16 protein-coding genes are annotated in these 15,913 nt (G+C 64.0%); 10 read left to right on the forward strand and 6 right to left on the reverse strand.

The genetic code is table 11. The features are described 5' to 3' along the window. The first annotated feature begins 1 nt into the window (after position 1). Positions 2-1,549, forward strand: coding sequence for a 4-hydroxy-3-polyprenylbenzoate decarboxylase (gene ubiD / locus WBF69_RS03590; protein ID WP_424261310.1), 1,548 nt, complete (start codon positions 2-4; stop codon positions 1,547-1,549). 6 nt (positions 1,550-1,555) lie between these two features. Here ubiD and WBF69_RS03595 read toward each other — a convergent pair whose 3' ends face one another. From WBF69_RS03595 to dacB, 5 genes are all read right to left on the reverse strand, one after another. Beyond that, the gene (locus WBF69_RS03595) at positions 1,556-1,909 is read right to left on the reverse strand and encodes a hypothetical protein (RefSeq protein ID WP_424261312.1); all 354 of its coding nucleotides are present in this window, start codon (positions 1,907-1,909) and stop codon (positions 1,556-1,558) included. Next, on the reverse strand, positions 1,906-2,343 hold the full coding sequence (locus WBF69_RS03600) for a phage holin family protein (RefSeq protein ID WP_424261314.1): 438 nt from the start codon (positions 2,341-2,343) through the stop codon (positions 1,906-1,908). The genes WBF69_RS03595 and WBF69_RS03600 overlap by 4 nt, the downstream gene beginning before the upstream one ends. A 5-nt stretch (positions 2,344-2,348) precedes the next feature. Next, positions 2,349-2,672, reverse strand: coding sequence for a DUF883 family protein (locus WBF69_RS03605; protein WP_424261316.1), 324 nt, complete (start codon positions 2,670-2,672; stop codon positions 2,349-2,351). Positions 2,673-2,783: 111 nt separating this feature from the next. Continuing rightward, complete coding sequence (gene upp / locus WBF69_RS03610; RefSeq protein ID WP_424261318.1) at positions 2,784-3,422, reverse strand: uracil phosphoribosyltransferase; 639 nt, start codon at positions 3,420-3,422, stop codon at positions 2,784-2,786. 72 nt (positions 3,423-3,494) lie between these two features. Then, positions 3,495-4,907, reverse strand: coding sequence for a D-alanyl-D-alanine carboxypeptidase/D-alanyl-D-alanine endopeptidase (dacB, locus tag WBF69_RS03615; RefSeq protein WP_424261320.1), 1,413 nt, complete (start codon positions 4,905-4,907; stop codon positions 3,495-3,497). Positions 4,908-5,066: 159 nt separating this feature from the next. Between dacB and queA the strand changes: the two genes are divergently transcribed. The 5 genes from queA to secF all read left to right on the forward strand — a co-directional run bounded on the left by queA (position 5,067) and on the right by secF (position 10,565). After that, the gene (queA, locus tag WBF69_RS03620) at positions 5,067-6,110 is read left to right on the forward strand and encodes a tRNA preQ1(34) S-adenosylmethionine ribosyltransferase-isomerase QueA (protein ID WP_424261322.1); all 1,044 of its coding nucleotides are present in this window, start codon (positions 5,067-5,069) and stop codon (positions 6,108-6,110) included. Next, the gene (gene tgt / locus WBF69_RS03625; protein WP_424261324.1) at positions 6,107-7,243 is read left to right on the forward strand and encodes a tRNA guanosine(34) transglycosylase Tgt; all 1,137 of its coding nucleotides are present in this window, start codon (positions 6,107-6,109) and stop codon (positions 7,241-7,243) included. Before queA ends, tgt begins: the two co-directional genes overlap by 4 nt. A 93-nt stretch (positions 7,244-7,336) precedes the next feature. Next, entirely contained in the window at positions 7,337-7,681 is a 345-nt protein-coding gene (gene yajC, locus WBF69_RS03630; RefSeq protein ID WP_424261326.1) for a preprotein translocase subunit YajC, read from the forward strand. 64 nt (positions 7,682-7,745) lie between these two features. After that, a complete protein-coding gene (secD, locus tag WBF69_RS03635) occupies positions 7,746-9,617 on the forward strand; it encodes a protein translocase subunit SecD (RefSeq protein WP_424261328.1) in 1,872 nt (623 codons plus the stop codon). A 12-nt stretch (positions 9,618-9,629) separates the two neighbouring features. Beyond that, complete coding sequence (secF, locus tag WBF69_RS03640; RefSeq protein WP_424261330.1) at positions 9,630-10,565, forward strand: protein translocase subunit SecF; 936 nt, start codon at positions 9,630-9,632, stop codon at positions 10,563-10,565. Positions 10,566-10,743: 178 nt separating this feature from the next. Here secF and WBF69_RS03645 read toward each other — a convergent pair whose 3' ends face one another. Beyond that, positions 10,744-11,382, reverse strand: a complete 639-nt coding sequence (locus WBF69_RS03645) for a copper resistance CopC family protein (protein WP_424261332.1) — start codon at positions 11,380-11,382, stop codon at positions 10,744-10,746. A gap of 186 nt (positions 11,383-11,568) precedes the next feature. Between WBF69_RS03645 and WBF69_RS03650 the strand changes: the two genes are divergently transcribed. The 4 genes from WBF69_RS03650 to WBF69_RS03665 all read left to right on the forward strand — a co-directional run bounded on the left by WBF69_RS03650 (position 11,569) and on the right by WBF69_RS03665 (position 15,845). Beyond that, complete coding sequence (locus WBF69_RS03650) at positions 11,569-12,804, forward strand: sulfite oxidase (protein ID WP_424261334.1); 1,236 nt, start codon at positions 11,569-11,571, stop codon at positions 12,802-12,804. Between the two features lie 13 nt (positions 12,805-12,817). Continuing rightward, positions 12,818-13,153 carry a c-type cytochrome gene (locus tag WBF69_RS03655; RefSeq protein ID WP_424261336.1) on the forward strand — a complete coding sequence of 112 codons (336 nt, stop codon included), beginning with the start codon at positions 12,818-12,820 and terminating at the stop codon, positions 13,151-13,153. 308 nt (positions 13,154-13,461) lie between these two features. Then, positions 13,462-14,826 carry a tRNA (N6-isopentenyl adenosine(37)-C2)-methylthiotransferase MiaB gene (gene miaB, locus WBF69_RS03660; protein ID WP_424261340.1) on the forward strand — a complete coding sequence of 455 codons (1,365 nt, stop codon included), beginning with the start codon at positions 13,462-13,464 and terminating at the stop codon, positions 14,824-14,826. Next, positions 14,823-15,845: a PhoH family protein gene (locus tag WBF69_RS03665; protein ID WP_424261338.1), complete on the forward strand. Its 1,023-nt coding sequence runs from the start codon at positions 14,823-14,825 to the stop codon at positions 15,843-15,845. Before miaB ends, WBF69_RS03665 begins: the two co-directional genes overlap by 4 nt. Positions 15,846-15,913: the final 68 nt, after the last annotated feature.

Here is a 15,913-nt window from a genome sequence, read left to right on the forward strand (position 1 = left end):
TGTGAAATATCGCGACCTTCGGGACTTCATCGCCCAACTCGAACGCCAAGGCCAGCTCAAGCGCATCCGCCACCCAGTCTCCACCGAGCTGGAAATGACGGAAATCAGCGACCGCGTGCTGCGTGCCGGCGGCCCTGCCCTGCTGTTCGAGCAGGCGCAACACGCTGGACAGACCAGCCCCATCCCCGTGCTCACCAATCTGTTCGGCACCCCTCAGCGCGTGGCCTGGGGCATGGGCGCCGAAGACGTCTCGGCGCTGCGCGAGACCGGCGAACTGCTGGCGTCGCTGCGCGAACCGACGCCGCCCCACGGCATGCGCGACGCGCTGTCCAAGGTCTCGATGCTGAAATCCGCCCTGTGGGACATGAATCCGCGCGAGGTGCGCTCCGCCCCGTGCCAGGAAGTCGTCATCGAAGCCGATCAGGTGGATCTGCACGACCTGCCGCTGCAAAGCTGCTGGCCAGGCGACGTGGCGCCCCTGCTGACCTGGGGGCTGGTGATCACACGCGGCCCGAACGCCCGCCGCCAGAACCTGGGCATCTACCGCCAGCAGCTGCTGGGTCGCAACAAACTCATCATGCGCTGGCTGTCTCATCGCGGAGGGGCGCTGGATTTCCGTGACCACTGTCTGGCCCACCCTGGCCAGCCCTTTCCCATCGCGGTGGCGTTAGGCACCGATCCGGCCACCTTGCTGGCCGCCGTCACCCCCATCCCCGACAGCCTGTCCGAATACCAGTTCGCCGGCCTGCTGCGCGGATCCCGCACCGAACTGGCGGCTGCCCTGGGCAGCGGCCTGCAGGTACCCGCCCAGGCGGAAATCGTGCTGGAAGGCCACATCCTGCCCTCGTCAGACCCCAGAGCCATCGCCCCCACGGTGCCAGATGGCATGGCCCCGCCCACCGACGGCGCCTACGAAATGGCGCTGGAAGGCCCCTACGGGGACCACACCGGTTACTACAACGAGCAGGACTGGTTTCCGGTCTTCACGGTAGAACGCATCACCCATCGGCGCCAACCCATCTATCACAGCACTTACACCGGCAAACCGCCGGACGAACCCGCCGTGCTGGGCGTAGCCCTGAACGAAGTCTTCGTGCCGCTGCTCAAGCGCCAGTTTCCTGAGATCGTCGATTTCTACCTGCCCCCCGAAGGCTGCAGCTACCGCCTGGCCGTGGTGTCCATCCGCAAGCAGTATCCCGGCCACGCCAAGCGCATTCTGTTTGGCCTATGGAGCGTGCTGCGTCAGTTCATGTACACCAAATTCATCGTCGTGGTGGACGAAGACATCCCCGTGCGCGACTGGTCCGAGGTCATCTGGGCCATGACGACCCGCATGGATCCGGTGCGCGACACCCTGCTGGTGGAAAACACGCCGATCGATTATCTGGATTTTGCGTCGCCGGTATCCGGCCTGGGCGGCAAGATGGGTCTGGACGCCACCAATAAATGGCCGGGTGAAACCCAGCGAGAATGGGGGCGACCAATCACCATGTCCGCCGACGTCAAGCAGCGGGTCGATGCCATGTGGGGGCAGCTAGGCCTGTCCTGAACGGAGTCAGGACGCGTCATCCCCCGCGCTGCCGCGCTTGCCCAGCCAGATCAGGCCGGCGATCAGGGCGGTTTTCAGAAGGATGCCGCGCCGGCCTGATCTACCCAGGGTGGACCCCAGCAGGGACCCCATCATCGGATAGCGCCGCAGCATCCGCAGGCCAAGACCCAACCAGCCCAGACCAGCGGCCTGCAGGCGATCTCCAGCCTGCGCCGCCAGCGCCGAGGGCTGCACCGCACCCGCCAGACGGCAAGCGCTCTGGCGCAGGGCCAGACGTTCGTAGCCCGCCTGCAAGCGCAGCAATTCGATGCGCAGGCGGCGGTCCTGGACCCTGGAAGCAGGCGGAGCCAACTGGTTCATGACATTCCCCTGGACGAAGGGTCGTCGGCGGCGGACCCATCGGCGTCACCCGACGATCCAGCGGACGGCGCCAGACCGAATGAGCGGGCATCCTGGCGCAAAACATCTGCCGTGACGGAAAACGGCGCGGGATCCTGCCTGAGCCGACTCAACAAGACCGCCACCAGGCCCGCCCCTAGCAGCGCGTACAGCGCGGCCAGCAGCCCCAGGGCCAGGAAACGGTGTTCGGTCGGCCAGAAATACAAGGCCACCGCCAGTGTCGCCACCAGCAGAGCCAGCAGCAGGCAGATGGCGGCGGCCAGCAGCAAAGCCAGCCGCCCCAACAGACGGTCGCGGGCATCCTGGGCTTCCAGGCCCAGCAACTCAAGGCGGGTGCCGATCAGCGCGGTACTGTTTGCCGCCAGATCCGCCACGGCGCGGCTGAATGCCCCCATCGGAATCAGCGCCGCGACAACAGAGCGCCCAGCAGCAAGCCGGCCACACCGGCCATGCCCACTGCCTTCCAGGGATTGGCCTGGACGTATTCGTCGGTATCCTGCACGACCTTGCGGCCTTGCTCGAGCAGATTGGCCTGCGTCTCGGCCAGGGCGGCGCGCCCTTGATCCAGCGCCTGCAGGGCCTTTGCCCGCAGGTCGACCGCCTTGTCGCCGGTGGCGTCGGCGGCCTCGCGCAGCAGTTTTTCCGCCTGATCCAGGCTGGATTTCAGGTCCTCGATCAGTGCGTCGCCCGCCGTCTGAGTGCTAATACGCTTGCGTGTGGCCATGAGAAACTCCTTGAATGAGGCTGAAGAGTCTCCATCCTACCTGATCGGTCCGCGTTCATATGTCAAAAACTGTATGAATCCGATCCAGATCAAGGCCGGAAGAGATAGCGGTCAGTCGGTCTTTTGCCGTGTGCCGAAAATACGGTCGCCCGCGTCTCCCAGGCCCGGAATGATGTAGCCATCGTCGTTCAGGTGGTCGTCGATGGATGCGGTATAGATGTGCACATCCGGATGGGCGCGCTCGACAGCAGCGATGCCCTCGGGCGCCGCCACCAGCACCAGGGCGCGCACGTTGCGGCAACCGGCCTGCTTGAGCATGTCGATGGCGGCCACCATGGACCCGCCCGTCGCCAGCATGGGGTCGACGATCAGCGCCAGGCGCTGGTCCAGCTGCCCGACCAGCTTTTCCAGGTAGGGCTGCGCTTGCAGGGTTTCCTCGTTGCGGGCGATTCCCACGGCGCTGACTTTGGCCCCCGGAATCAGGTTCAGCACACCGTCCAGCATGCCGATGCCGGCCCGCAGGATGGGTACGACCGTGACTTTCTTCCCCGCCAGCTTTTCGACGTCCAGCTCGCCTGCCCAGCCGGTGATGCGGGCGGGTTCCAGGGGCAGGTCCTTGGTCGCCTCGTAGGTCAGCAGCGAGCCGATTTCCTGCGCCATTTCGCGGAAATTCTTGGTGCTGAGGTCAGCCCGTCGCATCAGGCCCAACTTATGGCGAATCAGGGGGTGGCGGATTTCGTGAATAGGCATGGCGGCTCGATCAGCAAAGAGAGGTGGCCTGCAGTGTACCGCCACTGCAAACCGCCGGACATTCCGCGCGGATCAGCGGCTGGCCAGCCAGCGCACCAGCTCGTCGTCAAAGGGACGCACGGCCGCCGCCCCCGGATGATTGACCATGCTGACCAGGATGTAGCGCTTGCCGCTGGCGCCCCGCACATAGCCGGCCAAGGCCCTGGAATTCTTCAGGGTGCCGGTCTTCAGGTGCGCCTGGCCGCGCGTATCTTCGGCGCGCAGGCGGCGGCGCACGGTGCCGTCCATCCCTGAAATCGCCAGCGAGGACACGAATTCCGGCATCAAGGGAGACCGCCAGGCCACATCCAGCATCTGCGCCAGCCCCCGCGCCGTGACCCGCCCCTGGCGCGACAGGCCCGAACCATTGTCCATTACCCAGCCGCTGATATCGACCTGCTGATTCTGCAGGACCTGCTGCACGGCGCGACCGGCGGATTCGGTCGTGGCGCCGGGGCCATTCATGTCCGCCCCCAGGGTCAGGAGCGTCATGCGGGCCATGACGTTGTTGCTGTGCTTGTTGATCTGACGAATGACATCAGCCAGCGTCGGCGAATCATGTCGGACCAGCACATCGGCCTGGGCGGGCACTCTGCCCTGCGTGATGCCGCGCCCCAGGGTGCCACCCAATTCGCGCCACAGCATCCTGAATAGCGCCTCGAAGTGATCCGGCTGCGAACTGGCCAGACGATACAGGCTGAATTCGCCACAGCTGCCCCAGGCCTTGCCGGTCAGGCGGATCGTGGTCGACGGCCCCTGCACCAGGGCGTCAGCGGCGAAATTGCTGGCAGGCCGGCAACTCCCGTCCTGCCATTCCAAACGCCCTTCGACCCGTATATTGGCCGTCGGCGGATCAATGATGGGCACCCACTGGCGGTGCGTGGCATCCGGCTGGAACACAATGCGAGTCGCGCCAAAGCCGACCATCATGGCGTCCGGGCTGGCGTTGTAGGGGCGATCCGGTGAATCGTCGAAATCACCGGGGTCGATGCCGACCTGGCCGAACAGACTACGGTCCACCACCACGTCGCTCAAATTTTTGATGCCTCGCAGGCGCAATTCACGCAGCATATTCCACAGATCTTCGACCGTGAACCAGGGATCGCCCGCCGCCTTGACGTACAGCGGCCCTTGCAAGGTGCCCTGCTCGTCGACCCGCGCCCCGGCACCGGCCAGGAACTGGGTCCGCCAGACATAATCCGGCCCCAGGACCGACAGGGCCGTCCAGGTGGTCACGGTCTTCATGACCGATGCCGGGTTGCGCGGCACGTCGGCCTGGATACGGCTGATCACCGGGCCGCCGGCCTCGCGAATTTCCAGAGACAAGGCGGATTCCGGCAGTTTGGTGGCCTTCCAGGCCTTTTGCAGTTCCGGCGGCAAGGCCTGGGCCGAGACGCTGACAGCAGCCCCCGCCAGCACCCCGGCAGCCAGCAAGGCGCGCGCCACGCGACCGCCCCTCTGAAGGATCCGACTCCGATTCCGCTGCTGTCCCTGACTCATGCCGCCACCCGCCAAAAAGCGTCAGCATAATCCAAAGAGGGATAGGACTAAAATACCGGCCAGTTTCTCTTCCCGCCCTCCTTCCTGATAGCGCTCCCTACATTCGTGACCCCAGACCTGGATCTCTCCGACTTCGACTACGACCTGCCCCCCGAACTGATCGCCCAGCACCCCGCCGAACGGCGCGATGCCAGCCGGCTGCTGCATCTGGACAGCAGCGGCGCGCTGCACGACCGACAGTTCACGGACCTACCCGCCCTGCTGCGCGCGGGCGACCTGCTGGTGTTCAACAATACGCGCGTCATCAAAGCCCGGCTGCGCGGCCACAAGGCCAGCGGCGGGCAAGTGGAAGTACTGGTGGAACGCATTCTGGCGCCGCAACGCGCGCTGGCTCACGTACGGGCCAGCAAATCCCCGCGCCCCGGCACCCGCCTGATGCTGGCCGATGGCGCCGTCGAAGCCGAAGTGCTCGGACGCCAGGACGAGCTGTTCGAACTGGCTTTTCCTGCCCCGGTCCTGGATTTGCTGGAAAGCCACGGCAACGTCCCCCTGCCGCCCTACATCACGCATGCCGCCGACGATGACGACGAATCCCGTTATCAGACGGTCTACGCCGAGCAGCCGGGCGCCGTCGCTGCGCCCACCGCCGGCCTGCACTTCGATCAAGCCATGCTGGACCGCCTGCGCCAACAAGGCATAGATCAGGCCTTTGTGACCCTGCACGTAGGCGCCGGCACGTTCCAGCCGGTGCGCGTCACCCACATCCGCGACCATGTGATGCATGCGGAACGCTATGTCGTCCCGGCAGAGACGCTGGCAAAAATCCACGCCACCCGCGCACGGGGCGGGCGCGTCATCGCCGTGGGCACGACCAGCGTGCGGTCGCTGGAAGCCGCGGCCCAGGACGGCGACGGCATCCATACCACCGAAGGCGACACCCGGATCTTCATCACCCCCGGCTATACCTTCGCCCACGTGGATGCGCTGATCACCAACTTCCACCTGCCGCAGTCCACTTTGCTGATGCTGGTGTCGGCTCTGGCCGGCATGGAACCCATCCGGCGCGCCTACGCGCACGCCGTACAATCGCGCTACCGATTCTTCAGCTATGGCGACGCCATGTTCATCGAGGCCGCCCCGACCCCATGACCGGATTGCAATTCGACCTGTTACACACCGACGGTGCCGCGCGGCGCGGTCGCATCACCCTGAACCACGGCGTCGTCGAGACGCCCATTTTCATGCCCGTGGGCACCTACGGCAGCGTCAAAGCCATGCTGCCGCACGAACTGACCGACATCGGCGCCCAGATCGTGCTGGGCAATACCTTTCACCTGTGGCTGCGCCCCGGTACCGACATCCTGGACCGGCACGGCGGCCTGCATGGCTTCATGCAATGGGACAAGCCGATCCTGACCGATTCGGGCGGCTTCCAGGTCTTCAGCCTGGACAGCATGCGCAAGATCACCGAAGAAGGCGTGCGCTTCGCGTCGCCCATCGATGGGTCGCGGCAGTTCCTGTCGCCCGAAGAATCCATGCGCATCCAGCGCAGCCTGAATTCCGACATCGTCATGGTGCTGGACGAATGCACGCCCTACCGCATCGACGATCGGCCTGCCACCCACGAGGAAGCCGCCGCCTCCATGCGCATGTCGCTGCGCTGGGCGCGGCGTTCGCGCCAGGCGTTTCACGACCTGCGGAATCCGAATGCGCTCTTTGGCATCATCCAGGGCGGCATGTACGAGGATCTGCGCGACGAGTCGCTGGCGGGTTTGACCGACATCGGCTTTGAAGGCTATGCGATCGGCGGCCTGTCGGTGGGCGAACCCAAGGAAGACATGATGCGGGTGATGGCGCACATCACCCCGCGCATGCCCGCCCAGGCACCGCGCTACCTGATGGGCGTGGGCACCCCCGAAGACCTGGTCGAGGGCGTGCGCCAAGGCGTGGACATGTTCGACTGCGTCATGCCCACCCGCAACGCTCGCAACGGCTGGCTGTTCACCCGCTACGGCGACGTGAAGATCCGCAATGCCCGTTACCGCGACGATCTGCAGCCCCTGGACCCGGACTGCGGCTGCCACACCTGCCAACACTTTTCCCGATCCTATCTGCACCATCTGCAGCGCGTCGGCGAAATCACCGGCGCCCGCTTAAATACCCTGCACAATCTGCATTTCTATCTGAATCTGATGAGCGAGATACGCACCGCCATAGAAGAAGACCGATTCGAGTCCTGGCGCCAAGCCTTCCTGCGAGACAGGGCGCGGGGCATCGAATAAAGTCAGCGCACAGCATGATGCAGATCTCGCTACAATCAAGAGTTAATCTCATACCTAAACCTCTCTCCAAACCCTGATTTCCCAGGAGCCTCCATGTCTTTTGTTGACACCCTGACCCTGATCCCGGCCCAAGCTGCCGGCGGCGAACCCAATGCGCTGATGAGCATGCTGCCCATCATCCTGATGTTCGTCATTCTGTACTTCTTGATGATCCGCCCGCAGATGAAACGCCAGAAGGATCACAAAAAAATGGTGTCGGCCTTGACCAAGGGCGACGAAGTCATCCTGTCGGGCGGCACGCTGGGCAAGCTCAGCAAGGTCAGCGACAACTACCTGACGGTTGAAATCGCGCAGTCCGGCGACAAGGCGGTGGAAATCATCGTGCAGCGCAGTTCCGTGACGTCCGTGCTACCCAAGGGCACGATCAAGTCTCTCTGATCGTCCCATCCGGCGCCGCTGACAAGCGGCGCCCGGTCTTTTCAGCCTTCCCTCCCGACCGACCATGAATCGCTATCCTCTCTGGAAGTACCTCATCGTGCTGGCCGCCGTCCTGATCGGCGTGCTCTACACCTTGCCCAATCTTTACGGCGAATCGCCGGCCGTCCAGATCGCAGGGGCGAAAACATCGGTCAAGGTCGACCAGAACACCCTGGACAAGGCCAACCAGATTCTGCAACAGGCCAATATCCAGCCCACAGCCAGCTCCTTCGAGATGAACGGCCCTGTGGGTTCGGTGCGCTTGCGCTTTGGATCCACCGACACGCAGCTGCAGGCGAAAGACACGCTGGAAAAGGCGCTGAACACCGATCCGAAAAACCCGGATTACACGGTGGCGCTGAACCTGATGTCGGCATCGCCCAACTGGCTGACCGCCCTGGGCGCCCATCCCATGTATCTGGGTCTGGACTTGCGCGGCGGCGTGCACTTTCTGCTGCAGGTCGACATGCAAGGCGCCCTGACCAGCCGCTACGATTCCATGGCCGGCGAAGCCCGCACCACCCTGCGCGACGCCAAGCTCACCTTCGAAGACGTGGAACGCAGCCAGCAATCCGTGCGGGCCAGCTTTGCCACTCAGGACGAGCGCGATGCCGCCGCGGACGCCCTGCGCCGCGCCATCCCGGAAATGACCTTCACGACCAGCCAGTCGGGCAATACCTGGCTGCTGGACGGCACGCTCAGCCCGGCCTCGATCACCCAGGTGCAGAACAGCGCCCTGAAACAGAACATCCAGACCCTGCACAACCGGATCAACGAGCTGGGCGTGGCCGAACCGGTCATCCAGCAGCAAGGCGGCGACCGCATCGTGGTCCAGCTGCCCGGCGTGCAGGACGTCGCGAAAGCCAAGGAAATCCTGGGCCGCACGGCCACGCTGGAAATCCACATGGTGGATGATTCCCCGGCATCCATGGCCGCCCTGCAATCGGGTCGCGTGCCTTTCGGGCTGGTGCGCTACACCGACCGCGATGGCCGTCCCCTGCTGCTGCGTCGCCAGGTCATTCTGACGGGCGAAAACCTGCAAGACGCCCAGCCGGGCCGCGACCAGCAGACCCAGGAACCCACCGTCAACCTGACTCTGGATTCCAAGGGCGCGCGCATCTTCCGCGACGTCACCCGCGACAACATCGGCAAACGCATGGCCATCGTGCTGTTTGAAAACGGCAAAGGCGAAGTCGTCACCGCCCCGGTGATCCGGTCCGAGATCCCCGGCGGCCAGGTGCAGATTTCCGGCAGCATGACGGCCCAGGAGGCCGCCGACGTATCCCTGCTGCTGCGCGCCGGTTCGCTGGCTGCGCCGATGCACATCATCGAAGAACGCACCATCGGCCCCAGCCTGGGCGCCGCCAACATCAAGCAGGGCTTTGACTCGACTCTGTATGGCTTCACCGCCATCGCGATCTTCATCATCGCCTACTACCATCTGTTCGGCGTTTTCTCGACGCTGGGCTTGACCTTCAACGTGCTGTTGCTGCTGTCCGTGCTGTCCATGCTGCAGGCCACCTTGACCTTGCCCGGCATTGCCGCCGTCGCGCTGACGCTGGGCATGGCCATCGACGCCAACGTGCTGATCAACGAACGGATACGCGAAGAACTCCGCGCGGGCCTGCCGCCCCAGCAGGCCATCCACCTGGGGTTCGACCGCGCCTGGGCGACGATTTTCGACTCCAACCTGACCAGCTTGATCGTCGGGGTGGCGCTACTGGCCTTCGGCTCCGGCCCGGTGCGCGGTTTCGCCGTGGTGCATACCATCGGCATCCTGACCTCGATGTTCTCGTCGGTGGTCGGCGTGCGCGCCCTGGCCAATCTGTACTACGGTCGCAAGCGCAAGCTGAAGTCCGTGTCGATCGGTCAGATCTGGAAACCCAATCAGGATTAATCAGGATTCATCATGGAATTTTTCCGCATCCATCGCACCATCCCGTTCATGCGGCATGCGCTGATCCTGAACATCATCAGCCTGCTGACTTTCCTGGCCGCCGTCTTCTTCATCGCCACACGCGGCTTTCACCTGTCGATTGAATTCACCGGCGGCACGGTGATGGAAGTCCATTATTCCCAGACGGCGCCTGTGGCCGACATCCGCACCGCCATCGACGCGCTGGGCTACAAAGACTTCCAGGTGCAGAATTTCGGCACCTCGCAAGACGTGATGATCCGCCTGCCGATCCGCGCCAACGAAGACACGGCCACCCAGAGCCGCTCGGTGCTGTCCGCTTTGCAGGCCCAACATGCCGACGTGCAACTGCGCCGGGTGGAATTCGTCGGCCCGCAAGTGGGCCAGGAACTGCTGCACAATGGTTTGATGGCGCTGCTGTTCGTGGTGGTGGGCATCATGATCTACCTGGCCATCCGCTTCGAATGGAAACTGGCGGCTTCGTGCGCGATCGCCAACTTGCACGACGTGGTGATCATCCTGGGCTTCTTTGCCTTCTTCCAGTGGGAATTCTCGCTCTCGGTGCTAGCCGGGGTGCTGGCCGTGCTGGGGTATTCGGTGAACGAATCCGTGGTGGTGATGGACCGGATCCGCGAGAACTTCCGCAAGATGCGCAAGGCATCCGTGCGGGAAATCATCAACCTGTCCATCACGCAGAACATTTCCCGCACCATCATCACGCACGGCTCGACGCAGATGATGGTGCTGTCGATGTTCTTCTTCGGCGGCCCCACCCTGCATAATTTTTCCCTGGCCCTGACCATCGGGATCTGGTTCGGGATCTACTCGTCCGTGTTCGTGGCCGCCGCCCTGGCCATGTGGATGGGCATCCAGCGCGAAGACCTGGTCAAGCACGTCAAAAAAGAAGGCACAGAAGTGGAATTGGGATGAGGCCGGACATAGACAGGTCCCTGCGGACCTGTCTATGCCTGCCGAATCGGAGCGGCCTGCAGGCCGCGATGTGGGGGAGATCGCCCCCTCGGTAAAGGCCCCTGCGGGCCTTTACGTGCCAGTTTCATCGGAGCGGCCTGCAGGCCGCGACGTGGGAGGGATCGCCCACCTGGGGGATCTACCGCCCCATCACCCATCGCCCCAGCATCACCGCCCCCAACACCGCCAGCGCCCCCGTGCACGCCACAGGCGCCACCCACCCGCCGCCCATCCCCCAGAGCGCCACGACGCGATCCAGTTGATAACCGGTGGCCAACAGCCCCGTACCGATCAAACCCAGCGTCGCCGACATGAACTGCAGCCGGAACAACATCAAGGCCACGGCTGCCGCCAGCAGCACAATCGCCGCCAGCCACAGAGCAGCATCCCGTAAGGGCACGGGCGCGGACGGCCACAGCCGGTCCAGGATGCCGGGTGCTTTCACCTGAAAGCCCAGCGAACCGGATGCCTCGCCGCCGGCAATGGCACGCACTTGCCAATTCAGGGCGTAGACGCCATACACCGCCTCGGCAGATACCGGAACAGGCACGCGGATTTCCGCGCCTGCATCGCGAATGGCATACAAAGGCTGCGCCTGTCCCTGCGGGTCGACCAGATCGATCAGATTCACTCTGACAGGCTCGCTAAAAACCAGAGAAATTTCCGCCGGCGGCTGCGCCAGCATCCCCCCCGATGGCAGGGAGGTCGCCACCAGCATGATGTTTCCCCAGGAGAACGGTGAGCACAGCAGCAGGCAGGCGGCAAGAAATGACTTCACGACATGGATTTCAGCGACAGGATGTGCGCAGTATAGGGCCTTCCGTGTATCGACCGCGCAGGGCCGGCCTTTCGCCCACATTCGCCCTGTTCCCAGGCATCACGCACCGATGTTTTGGACTTCAACAGTTGAAGCAGTTATAAAGACATTATTAAAAGTAATGTTGTTGACCCTGGAGGAGCTGTCATGCAAAACCCCGACCTACAAGATCCCACCCGACGCCGGGCGCTACTGACCGGAAGCGGTCTCGCCGCTCTGGCCGCCGTCCCAGGCGCATCCTGGGCGGACGGCGTGCGCACCGACCCGCCGGCCAAGGCGACCGCCGCCGGTGGCAAGGCCCTGCCGGAATACGCCGCCTGGAAAGATGCGGATGCGATGATCGTCCACAGCGCCAACACCATCGAACTGCGCCGTCAGGATTTCGGCCACAGCACGCTGACGCCCAGCAATCGCCTGTATGTGCGGAACAACCTCAACCCGCCTGCAGCCGATATCATGAAGGACGCAGATGCCTGGACGCTGGAAATCTCGGGCGTGGCCAAGCCTGCCAAACTGACTGTCGCAGACCTCAAGCGCCTGGGCCTGACGGCCGTCACGATGGTGCTGCAATGTTCAGGCAATGGCCGCGCCTGGTTTCCCCACAAACCCAGCGGCACCCAGTGGACGGTCGGCGCAGCGGGCTGTGTGGTGTTCGCCGGCGTCCCGGTCAAAGACGTCATCAAGGCCTGTGGCGGCGTAGCAGGCGACATGAAATACATGACCGGCACGGGCGGTGAAACCCTGCCCGAAGGCCTGGACCCCAAGACCGTGATGGTCGAACGCTCCGTGCCGCTGGCAGCCATGGAAGACGCGATCCTGGCCTGGGAGCTGAACGGCGAACCTCTGCCTCTGGCCCACGGCGGCCCCTTGCGCATGATCGTGCCGGGTTATATGGGCGTGAACAACGTCAAATACATCAAGCACCTGGCGATGACGGCGGAACAGTCCCCCGCCAAGATCCAGCAAAGCAGTTACCGGTTTTCCGCCGTGGGAGAAAAAGGCGGCCCCGATCATCCCTCCATCTGGGAAATGCCGGTCAACTCCTGGATTACCTCGCCCTTTGACCCCGCCCAGCCGGTTCCCGCCGGTCGGGTGCAGATCACAGGCGTCGGCCTGGGAGGATTCCATGCCCTCAAGGGGGTGGAAATTTCCATCGACGGCGGCAAGACCTGGCAAGCGGCCCAGGAATTTGGCCCCGACATGGGCCGTTATGCCTGGCGCACCTTTGTGCTGGGCGTGGATCTGAAGCCTGGCAAATATCAGATCGCCAGCCGGGCGACCAACGACCACGGGGATGTCCAACCCAAGGAGCGCCAGGAAAACAACCGTGGATACAACAATAACAGCTGGCTGGATCACAGCATCGAACTGGAGGTCGTCTGAAGTGAAGGGTTTCATGCTGAAGTCGAAACACGGCATTGCTCTGGCGCTGACATGCGGCGCACTGGCCGCCGCCCCGGTGCTGGCCGCGGACAATGCCACCCTGGAAGAGGGCAAAACCCTGTTCCAGAAAGGCGCCGTCCCCGCCTGTGCGGTCTGCCACACCCTGCAGGACGCCGGAGCCAGCGGAGACATCGGTCCGGACCTGGATGAACTGCAGCCCAACAAGGATCAGATCCTGGCCGTGCTGCGCGACGGGTCCGGCCCCATGCCCTCGTTCGCAGAAAGCCTGAGCGAAGAGCAGCGCCAGGCAGTCGCCGACTACGTCGTCCACGCGACCCACCCGCAGTGATCCAGGCGCACTGAGCCACCGGACGTCCTTCCCCGCGAAGGTCGTCCGGTCGCTTTCCAGGCGCTGGACAGCGCTGCGCCCAGGCCGCGCCGGCGAGGCGGGCCACCCACAGACATGTGCAGTAAAATGGCGGATTACCCATCACCGACCGCCCCCGGGATATAAACCCGCCCCGGCGACCTGCCATGCAAGAAACCCCCATGCGACGCCCCGGCGTCATCCCCGCTTCCCGCGAATCCGCCGAACATCTGCAAGACCAGGCCTGGCGCCAGGCGCAGGATGAAACCCTGGCCGGCCTGCTGCAGCCCATGGAACCCGATCAGCATAAAAAATTGTTCATCCGCACCTTTGGCTGCCAGATGAACGAATACGATTCGGAAAAAATGGTCGACATTCTGCGCGCCGCCAAAGGCGTCGAGCTGACCGATACGCCGGACGATGCCGATATCATCCTGTTCAATACCTGTTCGGTGCGCGAAAAAGCTCAGGAAAAAGTCTTTTCCGATCTGGGGCGTGTCCAGCACCTGAAGCAGAGCAAGCCGCATCTGGTGATCGGCGTGGGCGGCTGTGTGGCCAGCCAGGAAGGCGAGGCCATCGTGCGCCGCGCGCCCTACGTCGACGTGGTGTTCGGCCCGCAGACCCTGCATCGTCTGCCGGAACTGATCGCCCGGCGCCAGGCCACCGGCAAATCCCAGGTGGACATTTCCTTTCCGCTGATCGAGAAATTCGATGCACTGCCGCCCGCCCGGGTGGAAGGCCCGTCCGCCTTCGTTTCCATCATGGAAGGCTGCAGCAAATACTGCAGTTTCTGTGTGGTGCCCTATACGCGCGGGGCGGAAGTATCCCGCCCATTCGACGACGTGCTGACCGAGATCGCCGACCTGGCTGACCAAGGGGTGCGCGAAGTCACGCTGCTGGGCCAGAACGTCAACGCCTACCGAGGCCCCACCGGGGAATCCGGCGACATCGCCGATTTCGCCATGCTGCTGGATTATGTCCACGACATCCCCGGCATCGAGCGCATCCGTTACACAACGTCCCACCCCAAGGAAATGACCGCCCGCCTGATCGAAGCGCACGGGCGCCTGCCTAAGCTGGTGCCGTTCCTGCACCTGCCGGTACAGGCCGGCAGCGACCGCGTGCTGGCGGCCATGAAGCGCGGCTACACCGCGCTGGAATACAAGTCCATCATCCGCCGCCTGAAAGCCGTGCGGCCCGACATGACGCTGTCCTCGGACTTCATCATCGGCTTTCCCGGCGAAACCGAAGACGATTTCCAGAAAACGATGGATCTGGTGCGCCAGGTGGGCTTCGATCAGTCGTTCTCCTTTGTCTATTCCAAACGTCCCGGCACCCCGGCAGCCGATCTGGACGATCCCGTTTCCCAAGAAGAAAAACTGGATCGCCTGCATCGCCTGCAGACGCTCATCAACGAGCAGGCCGCCGCCTACAGCCAGGCCATGGTCGGCAGCATTCAACGCCTGCTGATCGAAGGGCCCTCGAAAAAAGATCCCCATGACATGAAAGGCCGTACGGAAAACAACCGCATCGTCAATTTCGCAGGCCAGCCGCGCCTGATCGGCCAGATGGTGGACGTGCGCATCACGCAGGCCCTGAGCAACACGCTGCGGGGCGAAATCGTCACCACAGAAACCGACTTGGTGAACGCATGACGACATCCCGCGCGACGTCCCCCGGCAGCCCTCGCCCCCTGTCGATCCAACTGACAGGCGACAACACGCAACTGGCCAATCTGTGCGGCCCGCTGGACGAAAACCTGCGTCAGATCGCACAAACCTACGATGTCAGCATCAGCCGGCGCGGCAACCGCTTCAGCGTACGCGGCAGTCGCGCCCGCGAAGCCGGTCAGGCGCTGCGCTGGTTTCATGAACACTCGGCGCACAAGCCCCTGACGCTCGATGCCTTGCAACTGGGCCTGGTCGAGCTGAGCAGCCGCGGCACCGCCCCCATTCAAGGCAAGGACGCGCGCCCCGAGCTGCCCGAGTTGCCCCCCGTGGACGAGGACGGCATCAGTCTGCGCACCCGCAAAGCCGATCTGCGTCCGCGCACACCGCGCCAGCGCGACTACCTGAACGCCATTCTCAAGCATGATGTCACGTTCGGTGTCGGCCCCGCCGGGACCGGCAAGACCTGGCTGGCCGTCGCCTGCGCCATCGACGCGCTGGAGCGCGAATCCGTAACCCGACTGGTGCTGACCCGCCCCGCCGTTGAAGCGGGCGAGCGACTCGGCTTCCTGCCCGGCGATCTGGTGCAAAAGGTCGATCCCTACCTGCGCCCCCTGTACGACGCGCTCTACGATCTGCTGGGCTTTGAAAAGACCCAACGTTTCTTCGAAAAGCAGACCATCGAGATCGCGCCGCTGGCCTATATGCGCGGGCGCACCTTGAACCACGCCTTCATCATCCTGGACGAGGCCCAGAACACCACGCCGGAACAGATGAAGATGTTCCTGACCCGTATTGGTTTCGGCAGCAAAGCCGTGATCAACGGCGATCCGTCTCAGGTTGACCTGCCCAGGGGCCAGCAAAGCGGGCTGTTGCATGCGCTGGATGTCCTGGACGACGTGCCGGGCATCGCCCAGACGCGCTTCACCAGCCGCGACGTCGTGCGCCATCCCTTGGTGGCCCGCATCGTCGACGCCTACGAACAGGCAGGGGATCATGTATCCTGATTTTTCTCTCAGCATCCAATACGCCGCAGCCGCCCCGCTGCTGCCGCGCTGGCGGCTGCGGCGCTGGG

Source organism: Castellaniella sp., assembly GCF_049673105.1.
GTDB lineage: Bacteria > Pseudomonadota > Gammaproteobacteria > Burkholderiales > Burkholderiaceae_B > Castellaniella.

Coding starts and splice junctions, on each gene's coding strand:
- upp (WP_424261318.1), bottom strand. CDS start 3,422: ATGCCTATTCACGAAATCCGCCACCCCCTGATTCGCCATAAGTTGGGC.
- WBF69_RS03655 (WP_424261336.1), top strand. CDS start 12,818: ATGCTGAAGTCGAAACACGGCATTGCTCTGGCGCTGACATGCGGCGCA.
- WBF69_RS03595 (WP_424261312.1), bottom strand. CDS start 1,909: ATGAACCAGTTGGCTCCGCCTGCTTCCAGGGTCCAGGACCGCCGCCTG.
- WBF69_RS03605 (WP_424261316.1), bottom strand. CDS start 2,672: ATGGCCACACGCAAGCGTATTAGCACTCAGACGGCGGGCGACGCACTG.
- secD (WP_424261328.1), top strand. CDS start 7,746: ATGAATCGCTATCCTCTCTGGAAGTACCTCATCGTGCTGGCCGCCGTC.
- tgt (WP_424261324.1), top strand. CDS start 6,107: ATGACCGGATTGCAATTCGACCTGTTACACACCGACGGTGCCGCGCGG.
- WBF69_RS03650 (WP_424261334.1), top strand. CDS start 11,569: ATGCAAAACCCCGACCTACAAGATCCCACCCGACGCCGGGCGCTACTG.
- miaB (WP_424261340.1), top strand. CDS start 13,462: ATGGAACCCGATCAGCATAAAAAATTGTTCATCCGCACCTTTGGCTGC.
- WBF69_RS03600 (WP_424261314.1), bottom strand. CDS start 2,343: ATGGGGGCATTCAGCCGCGCCGTGGCGGATCTGGCGGCAAACAGTACC.
- WBF69_RS03665 (WP_424261338.1), top strand. CDS start 14,823: ATGACGACATCCCGCGCGACGTCCCCCGGCAGCCCTCGCCCCCTGTCG.
- secF (WP_424261330.1), top strand. CDS start 9,630: ATGGAATTTTTCCGCATCCATCGCACCATCCCGTTCATGCGGCATGCG.
- yajC (WP_424261326.1), top strand. CDS start 7,337: ATGTCTTTTGTTGACACCCTGACCCTGATCCCGGCCCAAGCTGCCGGC.